Here is a 21,499-nt window from a genome sequence, read left to right as displayed (position 1 = left end):
CCCCCGGGTGCCCCCGTAGGAAACTGGCCGTGCGGAACGATCCCCCCTGAAAAACATTCCTTCCGGAGGGTATCTTTCTGGTACGAGCGCGAAAGAGGGGAGAGGACTGGTGCAAGAGCGGTCCCGACACACGCGGGAACAGGTGCTGGACGCCGCGGCCACGGAATTCGCCCGGCACGGGTACACCGAAACGACCATGAACGCCGTCGCGATCCGCATCGGCATGACCAAGGGGGCGCTGTACGGCCACTTCGCGTCCAAGGAGTGCATAGCCATGGCCCTCGTGGAGCAGTGCGTCTCCGCCTGGTCGGCCTGTCTGCACCCCTCCCGCCGGGCGCCCGGGACCCCCGCGGCGGAGACCCTCCAGGAGCTGACCTGGGCGCTGGCCCTCAAGATGCGGCGGGACGCGCGAACCCGCGCGGCGATCCGTCTGATCGCCGACTGCCCCACCGCCTCCGGCGCCGTCGCGCCCGCGCTCGCCGCCATCCACCGGCGCCTGAGCGACCTCGTCCGGCAGGGCCAGGAGGAGGGCGCGATCACGGCCGCCCACTCCCCCGAGTCCCTCACCCGGCTCTTCCTGACCTACACCTGGGGCGTCTCCCGGGCGCCGTCGGCGCTGGGGGACGTCCGGTCGGTGGTCCAGGAGGCCGACTGGGAGACGCTGCTCGGCCTCCTCCGCCGGCCCCGTCCCGTCGCCGGCGGACAGCCGCGCTGAGGACCGGGCGGGGTCCGTACGGACGGCGTCGCGGGAACGCGCACCGCCGCCCGTACGGACCCCGCCCGGTGCGGCCTTCAGCCGCCCACGGCCTGCGCGACCCGGTCGTGGCCCATGCGGTAGCCGATCCCGCGGACCGTGATGATCCAGCCCGGGGAGCCCAGCTTCGCCCTGAGCGTGCTGACGTGCGTGTCGAGGGTGCGGCTGGTCTGCGCCCAGTTGTCGTGCCACACCTTGGCCATGAGCTCCTTGCGGGACAGCACCGCCTCGGAGTTGGCGGCCAGCGCGTAGAGCAGCTCGAACTCCTTGGACGTGACGTCCACGATCCGGTCGTGCAGCCGCACCTCGCGCACCCTGCCGTCGATGTGCAGCGAGGGCAGCGAGATCACCTGCGGGGCGGGCTCGTAGCCCTGCGTCCGGCGCATGACGGCCTCGATGCGGGCCATGACCTCCCGCTCCCCGCAGGACCGGGCGACGCAGTCGTCCGCGCCCGACTTCAGGGCGAGGACCCGGTCGATGGCGCTGTCCTGGTCGGCGAGGCAGATGATGGGCGTCACCCCGGCGGTCCTGATCGACCGGCAGACCTCCAGCCCGTCGATGTCGGGCAGGTCCAGGTTCAGCAGGACGAGGTCCGCGTCGCGGTACCCGCGCAGGGCCTCCTGCCCCCGCTGCGCGGTCCGGACGGTGTAACGCTGCCGGCGCGCGGCGCCGGAGAGCCGTTCGGCGGTGGTGGAGCACGGTTCGACCACGAGTAACTGCATTGTCTTCCCCATCGAATTCGCTTCGGATACGAGATCGATACGGGTCGCCGCATGCCGCAGGTCCGTCACGTACCGGGCCGGTTCCGTGCGGTTGCGGCTCCTCCCCTTTGTCCGGACCGATCCTCTCACAAAAAGATTCCCACCGGAAGGAATCTTTTCGTCCCCGATCCCCTCCCGGAACGCGGAAGACCCCGGTCCGGCGCGACGGGGGAAGGACGCGCCGGCCCGGGGGCCTTGGGGAGTGATCGGCAGGATTCATCCGATCGGGGTGACACCGCGTCACCGAGGTGACGTCAGGTCCGCACGGACGTGCGGGCCCGCGGGCGTACGGCTCAGGACATGCCCGGCCGCTTCGCGGGGAACGCGTGCGCACGGCCGGCGACCACCACGAGCAGCACCGGGACCAGCAGCAGGAGCACGCTCCACGGGAAGGACGTGGGCCCGAGGGAGTCGAGCAGGAGGCCGCCGGCCGCCCCGCCTCCCGCCATGAAGGAGTTCCAGGTGGTGACGAGCAGGGCCTGGCCCCGGTCGCCGCCCGCGTCGGTGACGGCGGTCTGCAGCAGGGTGGTCACGCCGCCCCAGCCCAGACCCCACAGCACCATCGCCCCGTAGACCACCACGGGGCTCTCGGCCAGCAGGGCCAGCAGCACGGCCGCCACGATGAACAGCGAGGTGCTGCCGATGGTCAGGGCCCGCAGCTTGCGGTCGACCAGGGCGCCGGTGATGAAGATGCTCACCACGGAGGCGAGGCCGAAGACCAGCAGCACGATGTCGCGCGAGGCCCCCATGTCGTACTCGTCGAGGAACGTGGCGATGTACGTGTAGAGGATGTTGTGGGCCAGCACGTAGGCCGCGACCACGAACAGCACCGCCGCCACACCCGGCAGGCGCAGGGCCTTGAAGATCGGCTCGCGCTGCCCGGCCTGCTGGCCCGGCGCGTCCGGCACCGACACGAGGAGCCACACCACCAGCAGGACGGAGATCACGGCCACCAGGCCGAAGGTCAGCCGCCAGCCGAACAGCCCGCCGAGGAAGGTGCCGACGGGGATGCCCAGGGAGAGCGCCAGCGGGACGCCCGCCATGGTGATGGCGATCGCCCTTCCCTGGAGGTGGGGCGGCGCCAGGCGGCGCGCGTAGCCGACCAGTTCGGCCCACACCACGGCCGCGGCGATGCCGGCGAACAGGCGGAAGGCCATGGTCAGGGGGTAGCTGGAGGAGAGGGCCGTGACCAGGTTCGCCACGGCGAACACCACCACGGACAGCAGCAGCAGCGGCTTGCGCCGCCACTTCGCCGTGGCCACGGACACGGGGATGGCCGAGAGGCCGGTGGCGATCGCGTAGATGGTCAGGGACTGGCCCGCCGCGGACTCGCTGACCGAGAGGTCGCGGGCCATCTCCGGCAGCACGCCGGCGGGCAGCGCCTCGGTCAGGATGCCCATGAACGCGGCCGTGCCGAGCGCCAGCAGCGGCGACATCGGAAGTCTGCGCTCGTCGGGTTCGGCCGCGGAGGGGGACGGTGATTCCGTCTGGGAAGTCGTCATGGCCTTATGCTCAAACCTTTACATTGATGTGATGGTCAAGGTGGACCGATGTGAGGTGGGTCACATGCGTATCGGACAGTTGTCGGAACAGACCGGTGTCTCCTGCCGGTTGCTGCGCTACTACGAGGAGCAGGGGCTGATCCGCTCCAGCCGCCGCCCGAACGGCTACCGCGAGTACGACGAGGACAGCGTCGACCGGGTCCTCCAGGTCAGGGGGCTGCTCGACGCGGGCCTGCCGACCCGGGTGATCAAGCAGGTCCTGCCCTGCATGGACTCGCCCCGTTCCATCCAGGTCTCCGACGCCACCGCGGAGACCATCGCCGCGCTCGAACTCGAACGCGACCGGATGACCGCCCGCATCCGCTGCCTGGAGCGCAACCGCGACGCCATCTCCGGGTACGTCGAGGCCGTGCGCCGCGCCCGGCGGCCGGACGGCCGGGAGGCGGTCGGCGCCGCGGGGGCGGTCACGACGGTCTGACCGGCCCCGCGGCCCGGCGGCCGGGGCTCCGCCCGGTCAGGCGGCCCCGGCCCGGCCGGCGTACTCGACGACGTTGGACAGCACCACGCCGTGGCTGGCGAAGTCCAGGGTGATCCGGTCGCCGTCGGCGATCCGGAAGCCGTCGTGGTAGCTGGCCTTGTCCGCCCCGGTCAGCACGTAGATGACCAGTCCGGGCCGGCGCATCACCGGGTACGAGAACAGGTGGTCCACCATGTCCTCCACCCGGTGGTACAGGGCGTCCCCGCCGCACGAGAACGGTCCCTTCCAGGCCGCCTCGCCCGAACGCTCGACGGTGATCTCGCCGGTCACCGTCCGGGGCGGCTCGCCCAGGAACAGCCAGGGCGTCATGGACGTCTCGCACAGCTTGGAGTACGGCGTCCAGCCCCACGGGTTCCGGAGGTGGTAGCCGATGTCGTTCAGGTCGTTGGCGAAGGTGTAGCCGACGTACCGGGGCGTGCCGTCCGCGTCGTTGACGTACACCAGGGCGACCTCGGGCTCCTCCAGGAGCGCGACCGTCGACGCGGCCGCGGCCAGCGGTTCGCCGGGCATCCGCACCCACGAACCGAAGCCCTTGATCAGCCAGTTCGGCGGCCGGAACTCCTTGGCCGGGTCGGGCTCGTCGTCGTACTTGGAGCGGTGCGTGCCCATGAAGCCGGTCAGCAGCGCCTCCGCACCGGTGTCGTCGGGCAGCAGCGGAGGGAGCAGGCGCAGCTCCGGGTCGCCGACGGTCACCGTGACCGTCCCGGCCCCCTCGGTGGCGGCGGCGACGAGGGCCTCGCGGCCGCCCGCGAGGAACGCGGAGCGCAGCCGGCCCGCGTCCACCGGGTGCAGGGTCACGGACTCGCCGGTGGCCGGCACGCCGAAGCCCGCGTACCGCCGGCCCCGGTAGTCGCCTTCGAAGAGGACGGGGATGTCGGAGAGGTCGGTCATGACTGTGGATACCTCCTGGGAAGGGAAGAGGGGGACGTGGTGCGGACGAGGTCGGCCAGGACCTCGCCGACGCGGTCGAGGCGGGACCGGATCCACGGCAGTCGCAGCGGGTCCGGCGCGGTCAGGGCGGCGGTGCGTTCGGCGTCGGTCTCGCCGTAGAGCCGGCCGGTCGCCGCCCGGATCCGCAGCGAGTGCCCGGGTTCGCCGAAGGCGCTCCCCGGCAGCAGCCCCACTCCGTACCGCCGGGCGAGCAGGGCCGTGAGGTCGGCGCCGCCGCGCACGCCGTGCGCCCCGGCGAGGTGCTCGCGCAGCGGCTCGAAGTCCGGGTAGAGGTAGCAGGTCGCCCGTACGGGAGCCGTCTCGGCTCCCGCGGCCGCGAAGTGCTCCGCCACCGCCCGCACCACCCGCTCGTGCAGCCGCCGGGCCGCCGCGACGTGCGCGACCACCTCGGGCGGCTCGCCGAACGCGTAGGCCGCCGCGGCCTGCACGGGCGCCGCGGTGCTCGACCAGATCTGGCTGACGACGGCGGCCAGCCGGGTGTGCAGCTCCCGCCCGAGCGGCCCCCGGGGAAGCAGGGCCGCTCCCGTCCGCCAGCCGCCGAGCGCCAGGTTCTTGGTGAGTCCGGTGGTGACCACCGTCCGCTCCGGTGCGAACGCCGCGGGGGACGCGGTCCGGTCCGCCGGGTCGAAGACCAGGTCGCAGTAGATCTCGTCGGAGACGACGACCAGGTCCAGGTCCCTGGCGGCCCGGGCCAGGTCGCGCAGCGTGTCCGGCGACGCGAAGGTGCCCGTGGGGTTGTCGGGCAGCGTCACCACCACGCACCGGGGGTCGCGCCCCGCGGCCCGCTCCCGCGCCACCGCCTCGCGCAGCGCCGCGGGATCGGGAACCCCGCCCTCGCCGGGCGGGGTGCGGACGGGGATCGGCCGGGCACCGGCCAGCGTCGCCTGGGCCGTGTAGCTGACCCAGCTCGGCACCGGCACCACCACGTCGCCGCCGACGGCCAGCATGAGGGCGAACAGCAGCGGCTTGCTCCCCGGCCCGGCGACCACGAGCTCCGGATCGGCGTCCAGCCCGCGCCGCCCCCAGTAGCCGGCGACCGCCTCGCGCAGCGCCACGTCCCCGGTGACGGGGCCGTACGCGTTGCGGTCCGCGGCACCGGCCAGCCTCTCCCGGAGCTCCGGGAGCACGGAAAGCCCTATCTCGCCACTGGCCATGAAGAGGACCTGCTCACCGGCGCGGTGACGCCGGGTGAGCTCCTCGTCGGCGGCGAGGGTCGCCGACATCGTGACCGGCGGGGGCGCGGACGCGGCGACCGGCGGGGGTGCGGACATGGTGCCTCCCTGGGGGCGGACGGGGCGGAGGGGGCGGACGGGGCGGACGGGGACGGGGTGGGGCACGGGGGGGGTCACCCCCCGGAGTACTGCCGCCTGAGCTCGACCTTGCGGACCTTGCCGGTCAGCGTCTTGGGCAGGGCGTCGACCACCTCCAGGCGCTCCGGGAGGAACCTCGGGTCCTGCCCGGCCTCGCGCAGGTGCTCGCGCAGCTCCGCCAGCGACGGGTGGTCCGGGCCGCGCGGGACGACCACGGCCAGGATCGGATCGTCGACCGTGCCGTTGGGGCCGACCAGGGCCGCATCGGCCACCTTCGGGTGCCGGGAGATGATCGCCTCCAGCTCCGCCATCGGCACGACGATCCCGTCGCGCAGGATGGTGTCCTTGGAGCGGCCCAGGATGCGGATGCCGCCCCGGCCGTCCTCGCGCGCCACGTCACCGGTGTCGAACCAGTCGTCGACGGTGAGCTCGGCGTCGAAGGCGTCCTGCTGCTTGTAGTAGCCGAGCGCCCGCGACGCGCCCCGCACCCGCAGCCGGCCCACCGGGGCCCGCTTGCTGGGGTCGTGGCACAGGTCGATGCGGATCTCCATCGAGTCGATCGGCCGCCCGTGGCTGTGCGCCGCCCAGTCCTGGTTGTAGTCGAGCCGGCTGATGGTGACCGGCCCGAACTCCGACATGCCCCAGACCGAGTACGTACGGGCGCCGAAGGTGTTCCGCAACTCGTCCACCAGCGGCTGGAGCACGGGCGCCGCCCCGGTGACCGTGTGGCGCAGGCTGGACACGTCGTGCGGATCGATCCGCTGGATCCGCGCGACGCCGGAGAGCGTCGGCGGCGGCCCGTACAGCAGCGTGACGCCGTACCGCTCGACCAGGTCCAGCAGGCCGGCGTGGTCCGGGCCGTCCTGGAAGACGATCGTCCCGCCGAGCATCACGCCGGCGAGCACGCCCTGACCGAAGCCGGAGTAGTGCACCAGCGGGGTGGTGACGGCGGCCACGAGGTCGTCCCGGAGCAGGAAGGTGTCCACGTAACCGCGCACGCCCGAGTGGACGGTGTTCTGGCTGTGCACCACGCCCTTGGAGAAGCCGGTCGTGCCGGAGGTGAACAGCACCACGAACGGCTCGTCCGGTCGTAGCTGGAGCCCCTCCAGGTCACCGCCGTGCACCCTCTCCCAGTGCTCGGAGACGAAGTGGTCGTGGAAGTCGACCGTGCCCTCGGGGGCGTGGCCGCCGACCACCACCACGTGCTCCAGGGGGAGTTCGGAGCGCAGGGCGTGCACGGCGGTGGCGGTCGGGTAGCCCTCCCACTCCGGCACCGTGACGCACACCTTCGCCTCGGTGAGGGCCAGGCGGTGCCGCAGCTCCTCCTCCCGGCACACCGGGGCGACGGGGCAGATGACCGCGCCGATCGCCATGCAGGCGAACATCAGCGGCACCATCTCCCACCGGTTGGGCAACTGCACGGCGACCACGTCGCCCCGCCGCACGTCCAGCTCCAGCAGGGCCCCGGCGAACCGGTCGGTCAGGCGCGCCAGTTCGGCGTAGTCGAGGGTGTCCGTGCGGGCCTCGTCCAGGCGCCGCCCGGCGATGGCCAGCTTGCGCGGCCGCTCCCGGGCCTGGCGGCGCAGGTCGTCGAGGAAGGTCCCGTCGCGCCACCAGCCGCGCCGCCGGTACTCGGCCATCCGGTCCACGGTGGAGGCGGCGTCCTGAACGGCGGTGCCCGCGGTCATCGCAGCAGCTCCTCTCGGCGGGTGGCCAGCAGCTCCGGCAGCGGGTTGCCCGCGCGGGCGGCCGCGATCTCCAGCAGGTCCCGGGTGTTCTGCCGCACCCGGTCGCCGACCCAGTCGAAGACCCACGCCTTGCGGGCCTCGGCGGCGAGGTCGAAGGGCACGACCCGGGTGACGGCGAGGGCCGCCGACGCGGCTCCGCCGATGTTGGCGATCACCCCGGGGACCAGGACGGCGCCCGCGGCGGCGGCCTTGTCCTTGGCCTCGGAGGTGGAGGCGATGTTGCCGCCCTCGACCACCAGACCGGCCCGCAGGCGGTGGACGTTCTCCGCCGTCAGCGCGTGCTTCTGGGCGGCCAGGATCAGCAGGTCCGCGTCGACGTCCAGCCACGCGTCCGGCTCGGAGGAGGCCGTGACGCCCTCGGGCAGCCGGGAGCGGTCGATCCGTCCGAAGCCGTCGGTGGCGGCGATCAGGTCCGCCACCGGCAGCCGGTCGGCGCTGATGGTCCCCTGCACGTCGGCCACGCCCACGACGACGTGTCCACGGTCCTCCAGGAAGCGCGCCACCGCGCGCCCCACCGCGCCGAAGCCCTGCACCACGACCCGGGCCGGCTCCGTGTGGCCGCTCGCCTCCAGGGCGGTGACCGCGGCCACCCCGACGCCGTGTCCGGTGCAGTCGATCAGCGGCTCGTAGTACGTGCGCCAGTCGATCGGCATGTCCGGCGCGCCGAGACGGAAGCGCGGGTCGTAGCCGGCCTCCTCGAAGAACACGGCCCGGTCGGCGGGGGTGACGCCCATGTCGATGCCGAGGTGGATGCCGCCGTGCAGCAGCGGCTTGACCGTGCGGCCGAACGTGCGGAACACCTCCTCGCGGCGGGCCCCGTCGGCGTCGGTCCCGTCGGAGACGATGCCGGCCTTGGCGCCGCCGATGCGCAGCCCCGCCAGGGTGAACTTCTCGGTCATGTCGCGGGCCAGGCCCGCGACCTCCTCCTCGGTGACGCCGGCGGTCATCCGGGTGCCGCCCATGGCGAGCCCGTCGACGAGCGAGTCGACGACCACCCAGCCCTTGATCGCACCGCCGCTTCCGTTGAGGTGCGTGGTGAACGCGGGCTTCCGCGGGTCTTCCAAAGCAGTCATGGTCAGGTTCCTTCGGTACGTCGGTGGTCCGGTCGGTGCGTGTGCTGCCCGGCCGGGGGCCGGGCGGTCCGTCACTGGTAGAGCCGCGCGAAGCCCCGCAGGATCTCCATGCCGTCGCTGCGGAACTCCAGATGGGCCTGGGCGCCGTAGATCCGTCCGTCGTCGGAGCGCAGGAACTCCACGGGCGCGTGCTCGGAGCGGCCGATGGAGCGGAACCCCTCGGGGGCCTCCTGGACGTAGAGGGTGTGCCGGTGGAAGAGCGTCACGGTCGGCTTGACGTACGCGAAGAGGGGATCCGCGGTGTCGACCTCCGCCTCGTGACCGCCGACCCGCTGGGGGCCGTCGGCCAGTCGGGCGCCGTGGGCGACCGCGAGGATCTGCATGCCCCCGCAGATCCCGAGGACCGGCACGTCCGCGCCCATGACCAGGTCGATCAGCGGCCTGTAGTAATCGGTGTCGTAGGCCCGCACCTTGGTGCCGCTCATGACGACGGCCTGGTAGCGGCCGTCGAGCCGGGCCGGTACGGACGCCGCGTCGACCGCGTCGGTCTGCGAGCCCAGCTCTTCGAAGCGCCCGCGGAGCTGCTTCAGGGACAGCGTTCCGTTGTTGACGACGAGTACACGGGATTGCGCCACGATGGGTGTGCTCCTCAGGTTCGCGTGATGACGGTGCCGGTGCGGGCGGCGAGCAGGTCCGTGACGGGTGCGGCTCCGATGACCACGCGCGGCACGCCCCGCTCCAGGGCCTCGCCCGCGGCCCGCAGCTTCTTGCGCATGCCGCCGGTGGCGCCCTTGTCGCGGAACCTGGCCGCGGCCTCCGCCGTGATCTCGCGGACCGGCTCGCCGTCGATCAGCAGGTGTGCGACGTCGGTGACCAGGACCAGTTCCTCGGCGCCGGTGCTCCCGGCGATCGCGGCCGCGGCCCGGTCGGCGTCGGTGTTGACCTCCTGGCCCGCCGCGTTGCGCGCGAGGGGGGTGACCAGGTAGGCGTGGCCGGGCTGGAGGTTCTTCAGCGCGGCCGGGTCCACACCGGTGATCGGGCCGACCAGGTTGTCCAGTTCGACCAGTTGTCTGTCCCGCCACCACCAGCGCTCGCCCTCGCCGGCACTGACCAGGCCGTCGCTGCCGAGGAGGCGCTCGGCGGTGACGCCGCGCCGCTCCAGGCGGCCCAGGACGTCCTCGGCCATCGCGGCGCTGACGGTCTTGATGTCCTCGATGACCTCCGGCGTGGTCCACCGGCTCTGGTTGCCGTAGCGGTCCCGCAGGATCGCGGACGGCTCGCTGTAGTGGGGCCTGAGCCTCTTGAGCGGTTTGGACCAGCCGTGGACCAGGATCAGCGGCCGGGTCCGCGCGTGCCGGGCCAGGTCGTCCCACCACCCGCCGTCCAGGTCGTCGAGGCAACTGCCGCCGAGCTTGACGACGGTGGGGGCCGGGACGCCCGGCGTCGTGTCCGTGTTCACGCGGGCATCACCGGCTGCATCGTCAGGCCCGTCTCCCCGGGCAGTCCGAACCGCAGGTTCGCGGCCTGCACGGCCTGCCCCGCGGCGCCCTTGACGAGGTTGTCGAGGGCGGCGAGGACGACGATCCGGCCGCCCTCCTCGTCGTGCAGGACCGACACGTCGCAGAAGTTCGACCCCAGTACGGCCTGGGGGTCGGGCACCGGGATCAGCGTCTCGGCGTGCCGGCGCACCCGCACGAAGCGGTGCTCCTTGTAGAAGCGGGTGTACGCCCGCTGGAGCCCGCGCTGGTCGACCGCCTCGTCCGTGAACACGTACGAGCTGGTCATCAGGCCGCGCACGTGCGAGACGCCGTACGCGGACATGCTCAGCGAGCCGATCGTGCCCGGCTTGCTCCGCTCCAGGAAGTCGCGGACCTCGCCCGCGTGCCGGTGCCCCGTGGGCGAGTAGGGGGCGATGGCCCCGTTGCGCAGGGGGTGGAGGTCGGAGGTGCGCAGCGACAGCCCGCCGCCGCTGGAGCCGCTCTTGCCGTCCACGACCACGGTCTTCAGGTCCAGGCCGAGCCCCAGGGTGAGCGGGGCCAGGCCCAGGGTCATCGCGGTGGCGAAGCAGCCCGGCAGCGAGATCAGCGGGGCGCCCGCCATCTGGTCGCCGACCAGCTCGGGCACGCCGTACACGAACCGGTCCACCAGGTCCGCGCGCCGCTGGACCTTCGGGTACCAGCGGGCGTGCAGCTCGGGCGTGCGGATCCGGAAGGCGCCGCTGAGGTCGACGAGGGCCGGCACCCGGTCCGCGAGCAGTGCGGCCAGGTCGGCCGAGACCGGTGCGGGGGTGGCCAGGAAGAGGACGTCGACCCGGTCGGCGACCTCCTCGGTGACCGTTTCGACGGTCAGGCCCAGGTCCAGGCGCAGGCCCGGGTGCAGCTCGGCCGGGCGCCGGCCGACGTGGGAGGAGCCGCCGAGGAAGGTCAGCTCCAGGTCGGGGTGCTGGGTGATCAGTCTGATGAGCTCGCCGCCGGCGAGCCCGGAGGCGCCGACGATTCCCGCGCGGATCATGCGATCAGCTCCTGGATGTAGCGGAGAACGGCCGCCGGTACGTCCGCCCCGGTCGCCGAGGCGACCGCCCGGAAGCCGGGGGCGTGGTTCACCTCGTTGACGACGTATCCGTCGTCGGTGCGGAAGAGGTCGATGCCGTAGACGCCGGGGCCCAGCACGTCCACCACGCCGTCGACGATCTTCAGGACGTCGGGGTCGTGGGCGACGGCGCGGCTGTTGTTGCCCAGGGCCGCGTTGTTGCGCCAGTCGGTGCCGCCGCTGACGAACTCCGCGGCGCCGACCAGTTCGCGCCCCACCACCAGGCAGCGCACCGAGGAGCCGCCGGCCAGGAACGGTTCGACGAGACAGGCCTGTTCGAAGGCGTGGCCCAGGTCTTCCACGTAGTCGTACACCGACTGCGCGACGTCGGCGTCCCGGATCAGCGTGACGCGCTTGCCCATGCCGCCGTAGACCGGCTTGAGCACCAGCGGCAGCGGCAGTTCGCCCAGGGCCGCTTCGAAGTCCTTGCGGGAGAGCGCCAGTCGGAAGTCCGGCACGGGGACGCCCGCGGTGCGCAGCACCGTACGCAGGACGGCCTTGTTCTCGCAGGCGTTGATCGCGCGGGCGGTGTTGAGCACCGTCGCCCCGGCCGCCTCGGCCAGCGTGGCGATCAGGCCGCCGCGGGTGTAGCTGCGGCTGCGCAGCAGCACCGCGTCGAAGCCGGCCAGGGAGGGGGCCGTCGGGCCACCCAGGCAGAGTGACTCGTCGTTGACCCAGACGGCGTTCAGGCCGTGGTCGGGGGCGGCCCGGATCAGCAGGCGTTCCTCCCAACTGATCCGGTCCGCGACGATCGCGATGTTCTCGGGCATCTCACTGACCCCAGTCGCGGAGCTGCACCTCGACCATCGTCAGGCCGAGACGGCCGTCCTCGACGCTCTCGACGCGGAGGGTGAGCATGCACTCGGGGCAGGAGAAGGTCTCCCCCTCGACGACCGGCGGCACGGTGAGGTCGGTCTCGCACTCGGGGCAGACGCCGGACAGGGTGGCGGTGGTCATGGAAGGACTCCGTCTGTTTCGTGGGACGTGTGGGACTGCTGTGACATGGGGACTGCTGTGACGTGTGGGGGGCGGTGCGGGCGCGGCCCCCGATGAGGGGAAGGGGGGAGGACGCCGGCGGGTGCGTACGGGTGGGGCGGGCCTTCGTGGAACGTGCGGGTTCCCGTGGGGACGTACGGGTTCTCGCGGAGGCGTACGGCGCCGAACGGTGAGGCGTGCGGCGACGGACGGTGAGGCGTGCGGCGTCGAACGGTGAGGCGCAGGGCGACGGACGCGAGGCGCAGGGCGTCGCGTACGGCGTCAGACGGCCTGGAAGTCGACGGCGGCCTTGCGGATGGCGTCGCGGTCGAGCAGCGGGCTCCCCTGCCGCGACTGGAGCTCGGTGAGCCAGGGCGTGAAGGCGTCGACGTCGACGGACACGCCCGAGTCGGCGAGCGCCCACTTCACCAGGGCGGTGGTCAGGCGGGTGCGCACGCGCAGTTCCCGGGCGTTGCCGACCAGCTCCGCCGGGAGCGTCTCGTAGGCCTCCGGGTGGTTGAGCTGGCCCGGCAGTTCGTAGGCGAAGGCGTGCGGCGTGGTCGGGCCGGACTGGAAGGCCTCGCCCAGTCCGGCGCCCCGGAGCGCGACGCGGGAGAGTTCGGTCAGGTGCGTCAGGTCGAACCGGGTGTCGCCGTGCACGACCCGCAGGGCGGTCAGCAGCTCGGCCAGCGGGGCGTTGCCGCCGCGTTCGCCGATGCCCCCCACCGTCGCGGAGATCCACCGGGCGCCCGCCCGCACGGCCGCAAGGGAGTTGGCGACCGCCATGCCCAGCATGTTGTGCGAGTGGATCTCGATCTCGGAGCCGTCGATCGCCGTGAGGTCGCCGATCACCTCCTCCATCTGCCAGGGCGAGAGGTAGGCGACCGTCTCCGCGAGCCGGAACCGGTCGGCGCCGGCCTCGAAGCCCGCCTCGACGTAGGGGACGAGGCGCTCCTTGGGGGTGCGGGCCCCGTCCTCACCGCTGAAGGTGACGTGGAAGCCGCGGTCCTTGGCCTGCGAGATCGCCGCCCGGGCGACCGCCTGGAGGAACTTGGCGCTGGGGGTGCCGAGCTTGAGGCGGGCGTGCTGCTCGGAGGTGGGGATGGAGTACATGACGTGGCGTACGCCCAGGCGTTCGGCCTCGTCGAGGGCGGTCGCGACCTGGTGGCGGTCGCGCACCACCACGAGCGACATGCTCCGCTCGGGGCCGACGGCCTCGTGGGTGGCGAGGATCAGATCGGCGTCCTTCGAGCCGGGTCCGGCGATCATGCCCACCTCGACCAGGTCGACGCCGGTCCTCACCAGCAGGTCCGCGACGACCGCGGCGTCCTGGGGGCCGAATTCGACGCCCGCCATGTGGGCGGAGTCCCGCAGGGTCGCGTCGGACAGGTGCGGCGGGTGCCAGGCGGTCCCGTCTTCTCTCTCTGCTTCTTCCATTGCGTTCCCTCCCTTTTCGGAGCCGGATTCCTCTTTCCTCGGCACTCCGGCCCCGTACTGGATTCTCGTCGTCCGGTGCGGATCGGCGGATCACGCCGGAAGGCGGTCCGATCCGTGGCGGGACGATCTGGAGTGCGCTGGTGAACATGGTGCGGCGACCCGTCGTCAAGGGACAACGGGGCTCATGTCAAGCGACTGTCAAGGAGTGTGAGCCCCTGTCAGGAGGGGTGAGGTTTTCGAATTCTTGGCCGGTACGTCGAAAAATCGGGAGGCAGCCCTTCGGCGCGGCGCGGATCACCCGTTACGTTGTGCCGGTCCATTTCGAAAGGCAGCGCTGCGGAAACCTTTTCGCAGCGCACTTCCACCCTTTCCGGGGGAAAGAAGGAATCCCATGGAGTTTCCGCATTCCCCCGTCGACGCCGATCGCGGCGTCGACGGTGCCGACCAGGAGCCGGCCGCACGGGCCCGGGACTTCGCCCGCCGGGTGGTCCGCCCCTCCGTCGCCGACCGCGACCGCGACGGCCGGTGGGACCCGGACCTCTTCGCCGAACTCGCCGCCGCCCGGACCGGGCCCGGCTTCGCCGGCCCCCTCGTGCCCCACGGCCTCGGCGGCGGCGGACTCACCGCCACCGAGACCTGCGCCCTCCTGGAGGGGCTGGGCGAGGGGGCCCGCGACCCGGGCCTGGCCCTCACCGTCGGCGTCCACGCCGTCCTCGCCACCGTCCCGCTGCACCGCTTCGGCAGCGCCCGCCAGCGCGAGCACTACCTCCCCCGGATGGCCTCGGGCGCGTGGACGGCCGCCCTGTCCCTGCGCCAGACCCAGGGCTCCGCCCTCACCCCCACCGTCACGGCCCGCCCCTCCGCCTCCGACCCCGGCGGCTGGATCCTCAGCGGCGAACTGGACCTGGTCGTCGGCGCCCCCGTCGCCCACCACTTCCTCGTCCTGGCCGAGCACTACGGCGGCAGCCGCACCGCCTTCCTCGTCGACCGCTCCACCCCCGGCCTGCGCGTCGTCGACGCGGGCCCGGCCGCGATGCGCACCTGCCCCTGGGGCCGGCTGGTCCTCGACGGCAGCCCGGTCCCCCGGGAAGCGGTCCTGGGCGGCCTCGGCGCCGCCGCCACCGAGGTCGAACCGCTGCTGGCCACCCTCGACTGGGTCTTCACCAGCGCCCCCTGGCTGGGCCTCATGCGCGCGCTGACCCGTGACGCCGTCGACGGCGCCACCCGGACCGGTCTCTTCGGCCGCCCCACCGGACACTCCCAGACCGCGCGCTTCACCCTGGCGGACCTGGCCGCGCGCTGCGAGCTCGCCGCCGGGATCGTCCACCGCGCCGCCGGGCAGTTCGACTCCGGCGGCCGCCCCTCGCACCAGGACGCCGCCACCGCCCGGCTCTTCGTGGCGGACGCCGTCCGGACCGTCGTCGAGGGCGCCGCCCGGCTGACCGGGACGCACGCCCTCACCGGAGACCACCTCGTCGAGCGCGCCCACCGCGACGCGCTGTTCTTCGCCTCGACCGGCGGCGGCACCGAAGTGCTGCGCCCCGTCATCGCGGCGTCCCTGCTGGGCCTGGGCTGAAAGGGAGGACGACAGTCATGAGCGCATTCACCTTTCCGGGCGTGGCCGCCCGGGCCGCCGAGACCGACGCCGCCGGCGGGATCTCCGCCCAGAACTGGAAGGAGGTCGTCGACAGCGGATACCTGCGCCTGTTCCACCCGCGCGACATCGGCGGCTCCGGGGCCGACGCCCTCACCCAGGCCGAGGCCATGGAGAGCTTCGCCCGCGCCTGCCCCGCCACCTACTGGGCCGCCACCGTCTCGGCCCTGCTGTGCGGCAAGCTGATCTCCACGTACGGCGACCTCACCAAGCACGACAAGCTCCTGACCTCCCTGCTCTCCGGCGAGAAGCTCGCCGCCTTCGGCGTGGCCGAGAGGACGGCGGGCAGCGACTCCTCCACCTACCGCACCACGGTCCGCCGCACCGACGGCGGTTTCGTCATCAGCGGGGAGAAGTCCCGGATCACCAACGCTCCCGAGGCGGACGTGGCCGTCACCCTCGCCCGTCGCGAGAAGACCGCCGGTGACGACGGCCCCGACTGGTGCCTGGCCTTCGTCGACCTCCACCAGCCCGGCATCCGGCGCTACGAACTCCCCCGCATGGGCCTGCGCGGCATGCCCTGGGGCGGCATCGTCTTCGACGACGTCCCCGTCCCCGAGGACGACGTGATCCCCGTGCCCCTGACGGAACTCTCCGAGGGCATGTCCTGGGGCTGGCTGAAGATCTCCTTCGCGGCCGTCGCCATCGCCGAGTCCGCCCTGGTGGCCTCCGTGCGGCACGCCCGCGAACGCGTCTCCTTCGGCCGTCCCCTGGCCCACATGGAGGGGGTCCAGGCCCAGCTCGCCGACTCCCGCGCCCAGATCGACGCGGCCCGTCTCCTGGCCCGTCGCGCCCTGACCGAGCGGGCCGCCGGCCGCCCCGCCCGCGACCTGATCGCCATGCTCAAGGTCTACGCCACCGAGATGGCCGTCCAGGTCACCGGCCGCGCCATCCAGATCCACGGCTCCGCCGGACTCACCACGGGGCACGAGGTCGAACGCCTCGCCCGGGACGCCCAGATGAACGTGATCGGCGGCTTCACCTCCAACCGCCTGCGGGAGCAGGTGGCCGAGTCCCTCGGCGTCCCCCCGGCGTACCACCCCTTCGACTGGCTCTCCCCCACGGGCCTCGCCACCCCGTGACCCCCGGTGGCGCGCCCCTCCCGGCGCGCCACCGGCCCCTCCCCACGCGTACGGCCGGGCCGGGGGGCGCCGTCGGAGCGGAGCTTCTCCTCCGCGCAAGACCGCGGGGGGCGGGGCGCCGATCGCTCCTCCCGCTCCGGTTCGACGAGACCTGGAGAAAACCCGCACGACCATCCGGCTCCGTCCTTGCACGAGCACCCCCGAGGGCACCGAAGAGGTCATCGCTCCCTTGGTCGCGGTGTACGCGAAGGTGCGCGAGCCTCTGCTTCACCCGCCGAACCACGCGGTGCCGACCTCCACCGAACGCCTGGCGCGGCACGGCGGAGAACCGGGCTTCGCGCCAGGTCGCACTCGCGCGCCCACGTCGGGCGGTGGCGCGGGCGGTCAGCCGGCCGCCCCGTGTGCGCCGGGGTGGGAGCGGTGCCGGTCCACGATTCCCCCGACGATTCTCATCAGGCGGTCTCCCGTCTGATCGATGCTTCCGTTCTGCGTGCTGACCTGGGCCCCTTCGAGTACGAAGGTGATCTCGGCGGCGGCCTGTACGGGGTCGGGCATCTGGGCTTCGGCGCACATGCCGATCAGCCTGCGGGCCTGGTGGGCCTTGTGGTCCTCGATCACTTGCCGTGCCGGATGAAGGCGGTCGGGAAGCTCGGCGAGGGAGTTGATGAACGGGCAGCCCCTGTACGAGATCGCCGGCAGCCCCTCGGCGATGAAGCGGGCCAGGCCCAGGATCTGCTCCTCGGGCCGGTCGGGATGTTCGGTCTCCACCCGGTCGAAGGCCGCCCGATAGTCCGCGGCGACGATCCGCAGCCACTCCGCGACCAGCGCGTCCTTGGTCTCGAAGTGCCGGTAGATCGCCATTTTGGTGGTCTCGGCCCTGTCGGCGATCGCCTGGACCCCCACCTGCCGGATCCCCTCTCTCTGGAAGAGCTCTTCGGCGGCGTCGAGAACGCGCTCACGAGGCGGCAGCTTCGCCACTCTGCCCGGCCTGCTGAGGGTCGATGCCATGCCTCCTCACGCCGCCCCTGCCGGATCCTCCCGTGCCTCTGGGCACTCGTACGGAAGGTGCGGAGACACTGGACGGCCTCGGCTGGATCGAGCGCATCAATGACCTGTCGCCGTTCACCGTGCCGTTCAACGTGGCAGGCACGCCCGCCACGTCCGTACCCGTGGCGGCCGACGCCGGGACGGCGCTCCCGGTCGGCATGCGGTTCGCCGCCGGATACGGCCTCGAAGGCCGGCTCTTCCGCCTCGCCGGACAACTCGAACAGGCAAGTCCGTGGTCAGGCCGCATCCCCACGGTATGGGCAGGGAACCATCCGGCCCGCTGAAGAATGTCCCGGCACGCCACGGCGGGACATCGACGGGTCCTTGCCGGTCGCGGGACCGAACCGATCCGCAGGACGCCACCCATGGATCCGGGTCACGGGCGCGGGAAGCGGGCGCGCGGGGCGTCGATGCAGGTGTCCCGGGACGTGGGTCCGCCGAACCGAAGACGGTCGTAGGCCGTGAACGCCGGTTCCAGCGTGTCGAGTTCGTCGACCAGTGCGTGCAGCCGCTCGGACCACCGTGCTGAACCGGCATCCGGCTCGTTCGCTGCGGCGCTGATCGCGGTCGTCAGGTGATCTTTGCGCTGAATGGCGGCCGGGGTCACCGAGTGCAGGCACACGTACTGTCCGCTGAGATACGCATTCCACTCCGCCTTCCCGGTGATCGGGTCGGCCCAGTGAGCGGTGAACCACGCTTCGAGCAGCTCTACGCCGCCGGCTTCGTCGGCGAGAGCGAACAGGTCGGCCGGCACCATCTCGGCACCGTCGGAGCGCAGATATCCCGGAAGCGGCAGATGCTGCCCCAGCATCAGCCGGCGGACCGCATCGGCATCGCGGCCATGCATTGCGCACAGTTCCTCCAGGGCAACGAACTGCGCGCTGACGTATGTGTCATCGGCATCGGTCATCGGATGGTCGCCGTTGACTTCGCGGAATCGCTCGGCGAGCTGCTGCCTCGGATCTGTCTCCGACATCGGGTCGCCTCCGGCGTTCACCAGCGCGGGCACCTCCCGCACAGGACTCGGCACGCTACCGGCCGGACGGTTCGGCACTCACCGAACCATCGATGGAACCACGACAGCACGAGGGCACCTCGCCCTCGCTCCGCCCACCGATCCACCGCTCTCGCCCCTTACTCCCGACACGAGCCCCGGCTCCCGGCGGCCTACCCACAGAACGGGGCGGCCGACTTCCACCTGCGCCGGGCGCCGTACCACGTGGACCAGGAGGACGGAACGGGGCCGGCCGGATTCGAACCGGCGTCCTCCTACATGCGGTGAAGGCGCGACGACCACTGCGCTACGAGCCCCGTCCCGCCCGTGATCCTACGGGCCGCCGGCCCCTGGGGCCCGCCCGCTCAGTCCCCCCGCACCGCCCCCGCCAGCGCCGTCAGGAAGTCCACCACGCCCGTCGGGCCCGGGACCGCGAGGTCGCCGCGGTCGGAGAGTTCCGGGACCTCGACGGAGCCGCTGCAGACCAGGAGGCCGGGGGTGCCGTCGGAGCGGAGCTTCTCGACGGCGGCGAAGGCGGGCAGGTCGCCCAGGTCGTCGCCCGCGTAGAGCACGGCGCCGGCGCCCGTCTCCCGTACGTACGCGGTGAGCGCCACGCCCTTGTCCATGCCCGGGGGCCGGAGCTCCAGGACCATCCGGCCGGGCTCCAGGACGAGCCCGTGCCCGGCGGCCAGGTCGGCGAGGGGGCCCTTGAGCGCCTCGAAGGCGGCTTCGGGGTCGGTGGCCCTGCGGGTGTGCACCGCGACCGCGCGGCCCTTCTCCTCGATCCAGACGCCCGGCCAGGCCCCGGCCCGGTGCAGGAAGCCGGGCAGCTCGGCGCGGACGGCGGCCACGCCCGGGGGCACCGGAGCGGCCTGCACGGTGCCGGTGGCGGCGTCCCAGCGCTCGGCGCCGTAGTGGCCGAGGACGACGAGGTGTTCCAGGCCGGGGACGCCGGCGAAGCCGCCGTAGCGGACGGCGACCCCGGCGGGCCGGCCGGTCACGACGGCGACGGAGGCGACCCGGGGGGCGAGGGCCGCCAGGGCGGCCACCGCGCCGGGGTGGGCGCGGGCCGATTCGGGGTCGGGCACGATGTCGGCGAGCGTGCCGTCGAAGTCGAGGGCGACGACGGTCTCCTCCGGCCGCGCGAGGATCGCGGCCAGACCGTCACGGCCGGCGGACGTGGTCGGGGACGGAAGGCTGTTGACCATGCTTCCGACCCTACCCACGCGGGGCATCCCCTACCGCCTGCGCTGGCGCTCCTCGCGGACCCGGCGCAGCCGGTTGACGGTCACCGGGTCGTGGGCCAGGGCCCGCGGGTCGTCGAGGAGCGCGTTCAGGAGCTGGTAGTAGCGGGTCGGCGAGAGGCCGAGCCGCTCGCGGACGGCCCGCTCCTTGGCCCCGGGGCCGGGCCAGGAGCGCCGCTCGACGGCGAGGAGGGCCTGCTCCTGCTCGGTGAGCCCGGCAGGTCCCCCGCTGCCCCCCTCGTGCGTCGCTTCCGGCTCTTCGGTCATACGACCAACCTATTACTCGGCCGCCTCCGCCGCCGTCGCCGTTCGGCCGATCGAGCCCAGGACCTCGGCGGGGCGGCCGTTCGGGGTGACGGCCTTGCCGATGTTCTGCTTGATGTTCTCGCTGACCTTGGCCCACGAGGTCTTGCCGACCGGCGGGAGCTGCGCGTCGGGGAGGACCTTGAGGAAGACCCGCAGGTTGGCGTGCTCGGGGTCGGTCTCCATGCGGGTGGAGGCGCTGACGGTGACCGGCAGCAGGTCGTTGTCCCCGGCGAACTTCAGGACGTTCTCGTCGGAGAAGGCGAAGTTGAGGAAGTCGCCGATCTCCTTGCGGTGGCCGTTCTGCTTGAAGCCCATGATCCAGTCGGCGACGCCCATGGAGGCCCTGGAGGGGCCCTCGATGCCGGGGAGGGGAACCTGCCCGACCTCGACGCCCTTCTTCGCGGCCTCCTTGAGGAGCGAGGGGTGGCCGTTGAGCATACCGACCTCGCCGTTGGCGAAGGCGGCGAAGGCGGCCTTGCGGTTGAGCTTGCCGGGGGCGACGGGACCGGTGAGGTCCTTGCCGACGAGGTTCTTGCGCAGCCAGTCGAAGGTGCGCACGTTGGCCTCGGAGTCGACCGCGTAGTGGTCGGTGGCGTCGGTCCAGCCGCCCTCGCCCGCGAGCAGCCACATCATGGCCTCGGCCTGGGCCTCCTCGGGGCCGAGCGGCAGCGCGAAGGGGGTGCGGACGCCCTGCTTCTTGAGCTTCTCGGCGGCCTCGGCCAGCCCGTTCCAGGTGGTAGGCGGCTCGGCGCCGGCCTTCTCGAAGAGGGCCTTGTTGTAGAAGAGGGAGCGCGTGGAGGCGACGAAGGGCAGGCCGTACTGGGTCCGCTTGTGCTCGCCGGCGGTGGCGAGCGGGGCGAGGAAGTTGGCCTGCACGGGTATGGAGAGCAGCTCGTCGGCGGCGTAGAGCTGGTCGGCGGCGGCGTAGTCGGCGTAGGCGCCGATCTGCGCGATGTCGGGGGCGTCGCCGGCCTTGACCATCTCGGCGACCTTGCGGTCGACGTCGTCCCAGGACTCGACCTGGACCTTGACCTTGATCCCGGGGTGCTTCGCCTCGAAGGCGGCGGCGAGGTCGGTCCAGTACTTCTTGGAGGAGTCACCGCCGGTCAGGTCGTACTCGGCGGCGACCAGCTTCAGGGTCACGTCGCCGGAGTCGCCGCCCAGCGAGCCGCAGCCGGAGACCGTGGCGGTCAGTCCGAGGGCCGCGACGGCCGCGGTCAGTCCAAGAAATCGTCGCCGCTCCACGGCTTCATCCACCCTTTGCTCTTCGTTGAGCTGCACTGAGCTGCACGTTTGCTCTCGTCAGGGCCGCAAGTCTGCCTCGCGCCCCGGTATGAGGTCTACACCACTCGGGTATCACTTCCGCAACACCCTTTCCGAAATGCCGCGGATCGGACGCGATGCGGACACGGCGCGGACGCGGTACGGACGCGCGGCGCACCCGGGGGCCGAGGGGGACGCGGCGGTAATCGAATTTGTATCCGTACGCAACAATCCTCGGCAGTGGACTAGACCTTTTGCCCTGCGGCGGCCA

At 72.6% G+C, this 21,499-nt stretch carries 21 protein-coding genes, 1 tRNA gene and 1 pseudogene; 5 read left to right on the top strand and 18 right to left on the bottom strand.

The annotated features are described in order from the left end of the window. Positions 1-109: 109 nt before the first annotated feature. Positions 110-715: a TetR family transcriptional regulator gene (locus ACFYNX_RS15145; RefSeq protein ID WP_388661743.1), complete on the top strand. Its 606-nt coding sequence runs from the start codon at positions 110-112 to the stop codon at positions 713-715. Positions 716-792: 77 nt separating this feature from the next. Here ACFYNX_RS15145 and ACFYNX_RS15140 read toward each other — a convergent pair whose 3' ends face one another. Next, positions 793-1,476, bottom strand: coding sequence for a response regulator transcription factor (locus ACFYNX_RS15140; protein WP_388661741.1), 684 nt, complete (start codon positions 1,474-1,476; stop codon positions 793-795). 332 nt (positions 1,477-1,808) lie between these two features. Further along, positions 1,809-3,017 carry an MFS transporter gene (locus ACFYNX_RS15135; RefSeq protein WP_388661739.1) on the bottom strand — a complete coding sequence of 403 codons (1,209 nt, stop codon included), beginning with the start codon at positions 3,015-3,017 and terminating at the stop codon, positions 1,809-1,811. A 64-nt stretch (positions 3,018-3,081) separates the two neighbouring features. Between ACFYNX_RS15135 and ACFYNX_RS15130 the strand changes: the two genes are divergently transcribed. Then, complete coding sequence (locus ACFYNX_RS15130; RefSeq protein ID WP_365542784.1) at positions 3,082-3,495, top strand: MerR family transcriptional regulator; 414 nt, start codon at positions 3,082-3,084, stop codon at positions 3,493-3,495. A gap of 36 nt (positions 3,496-3,531) precedes the next feature. On the opposite strand, the gene ACFYNX_RS15125 is transcribed toward ACFYNX_RS15130, so the two are convergent. The 10 genes from ACFYNX_RS15125 to ACFYNX_RS15080 all read right to left on the bottom strand — a co-directional run bounded on the left by ACFYNX_RS15125 (position 3,532) and on the right by ACFYNX_RS15080 (position 13,638). Beyond that, on the bottom strand, positions 3,532-4,446 hold the full coding sequence (locus ACFYNX_RS15125; protein WP_388661737.1) for a fumarylacetoacetate (FAA) hydrolase: 915 nt from the start codon (positions 4,444-4,446) through the stop codon (positions 3,532-3,534). Next, on the bottom strand, positions 4,443-5,777 hold the full coding sequence (locus tag ACFYNX_RS15120; protein WP_388661735.1) for a pyridoxal phosphate-dependent aminotransferase: 1,335 nt from the start codon (positions 5,775-5,777) through the stop codon (positions 4,443-4,445). Before ACFYNX_RS15120 ends, ACFYNX_RS15125 begins: the two co-directional genes overlap by 4 nt. A gap of 74 nt (positions 5,778-5,851) precedes the next feature. Continuing rightward, on the bottom strand, positions 5,852-7,504 hold the full coding sequence (locus ACFYNX_RS15115; RefSeq protein ID WP_388661733.1) for an AMP-binding protein: 1,653 nt from the start codon (positions 7,502-7,504) through the stop codon (positions 5,852-5,854). Continuing rightward, positions 7,501-8,637, bottom strand: coding sequence for a Glu/Leu/Phe/Val dehydrogenase dimerization domain-containing protein (locus ACFYNX_RS15110; protein WP_365542777.1), 1,137 nt, complete (start codon positions 8,635-8,637; stop codon positions 7,501-7,503). Before ACFYNX_RS15110 ends, ACFYNX_RS15115 begins: the two co-directional genes overlap by 4 nt. A gap of 71 nt (positions 8,638-8,708) precedes the next feature. Continuing rightward, complete coding sequence (locus ACFYNX_RS15105; protein ID WP_365542776.1) at positions 8,709-9,272, bottom strand: gamma-glutamyl-gamma-aminobutyrate hydrolase family protein; 564 nt, start codon at positions 9,270-9,272, stop codon at positions 8,709-8,711. Positions 9,273-9,286: 14 nt separating this feature from the next. Beyond that, entirely contained in the window at positions 9,287-10,096 is an 810-nt protein-coding gene (locus ACFYNX_RS15100) for an acetylglutamate kinase (RefSeq protein ID WP_388661731.1), read from the bottom strand. Then, the gene (gene argC, locus ACFYNX_RS15095) at positions 10,093-11,148 is read right to left on the bottom strand and encodes an N-acetyl-gamma-glutamyl-phosphate reductase (RefSeq protein ID WP_388661729.1); all 1,056 of its coding nucleotides are present in this window, start codon (positions 11,146-11,148) and stop codon (positions 10,093-10,095) included. Before argC ends, ACFYNX_RS15100 begins: the two co-directional genes overlap by 4 nt. Next, on the bottom strand, positions 11,145-11,996 hold the full coding sequence (locus tag ACFYNX_RS15090) for a RimK family alpha-L-glutamate ligase (protein WP_365542771.1): 852 nt from the start codon (positions 11,994-11,996) through the stop codon (positions 11,145-11,147). Before ACFYNX_RS15090 ends, argC begins: the two co-directional genes overlap by 4 nt. Before the next feature lies 1 nt (position 11,997). After that, positions 11,998-12,183 (bottom strand): lysine biosynthesis protein LysW, encoded by a 186-nt coding sequence (locus ACFYNX_RS15085; protein ID WP_365542769.1) that lies wholly within the window; start codon positions 12,181-12,183, stop codon positions 11,998-12,000. 300 nt (positions 12,184-12,483) lie between these two features. Further along, positions 12,484-13,638, bottom strand: a complete 1,155-nt coding sequence (locus ACFYNX_RS15080; RefSeq protein WP_365542767.1) for an isopropylmalate synthase — start codon at positions 13,636-13,638, stop codon at positions 12,484-12,486. Positions 13,639-14,029: 391 nt separating this feature from the next. Here ACFYNX_RS15080 and ACFYNX_RS15075 point away from each other — a divergent pair, with 391 nt between their 5' ends. Together ACFYNX_RS15075 and ACFYNX_RS15070 are read left to right on the top strand one after the other, a co-directional pair. Then, positions 14,030-15,214 (top strand): acyl-CoA dehydrogenase family protein, encoded by a 1,185-nt coding sequence (locus ACFYNX_RS15075; protein ID WP_388661726.1) that lies wholly within the window; start codon positions 14,030-14,032, stop codon positions 15,212-15,214. Between the two features lie 17 nt (positions 15,215-15,231). After that, a complete protein-coding gene (locus ACFYNX_RS15070) occupies positions 15,232-16,374 on the top strand; it encodes an acyl-CoA dehydrogenase family protein (protein ID WP_365542763.1) in 1,143 nt (380 codons plus the stop codon). A 384-nt stretch (positions 16,375-16,758) separates the two neighbouring features. On the opposite strand, the gene ACFYNX_RS15065 is transcribed toward ACFYNX_RS15070, so the two are convergent. Beyond that, positions 16,759-17,382, bottom strand: coding sequence for a TetR/AcrR family transcriptional regulator (locus ACFYNX_RS15065; RefSeq protein ID WP_388661724.1), 624 nt, complete (start codon positions 17,380-17,382; stop codon positions 16,759-16,761). A gap of 2 nt (positions 17,383-17,384) precedes the next feature. On the opposite strand from ACFYNX_RS15065, the pseudogene ACFYNX_RS15060 reads away from it, so the two are divergent. Beyond that, positions 17,385-17,705 (top strand): annotated as a pseudogene (locus tag ACFYNX_RS15060) (amidase family protein); the annotation flags it as partial. 92 nt (positions 17,706-17,797) lie between these two features. Here ACFYNX_RS15060 and ACFYNX_RS15055 read toward each other — a convergent pair. The 5 genes from ACFYNX_RS15055 to ACFYNX_RS15035 form a co-directional block, all read right to left on the bottom strand. Further along, a complete protein-coding gene (locus ACFYNX_RS15055) occupies positions 17,798-18,397 on the bottom strand; it encodes a DUF6058 family natural product biosynthesis protein (RefSeq protein WP_388662548.1) in 600 nt (199 codons plus the stop codon). Positions 18,398-18,659: 262 nt separating this feature from the next. Further along, a tRNA-Ala gene (locus ACFYNX_RS15050) sits at positions 18,660-18,733 on the bottom strand. 47 nt (positions 18,734-18,780) lie between these two features. Then, positions 18,781-19,623, bottom strand: coding sequence for a trehalose-phosphatase (gene otsB / locus ACFYNX_RS15045; RefSeq protein ID WP_388661722.1), 843 nt, complete (start codon positions 19,621-19,623; stop codon positions 18,781-18,783). A gap of 30 nt (positions 19,624-19,653) precedes the next feature. After that, on the bottom strand, positions 19,654-19,926 hold the full coding sequence (locus ACFYNX_RS15040) for a DUF3263 domain-containing protein (protein WP_388661720.1): 273 nt from the start codon (positions 19,924-19,926) through the stop codon (positions 19,654-19,656). A gap of 12 nt (positions 19,927-19,938) precedes the next feature. Further along, positions 19,939-21,222 (bottom strand): extracellular solute-binding protein, encoded by a 1,284-nt coding sequence (locus ACFYNX_RS15035; protein ID WP_365542755.1) that lies wholly within the window; start codon positions 21,220-21,222, stop codon positions 19,939-19,941. Positions 21,223-21,499 lie beyond the last annotated feature (277 nt).

The organism is Streptomyces sp. NPDC007872 (genome assembly GCF_042868165.1).
In the GTDB taxonomy this organism is placed as follows: Bacteria; Actinomycetota; Actinomycetes; order Streptomycetales; family Streptomycetaceae; genus Streptomyces.
Note: the sequence above shows the minus strand (reverse complement) of the source record. Positions and strands in the feature narration are given on the sequence as shown.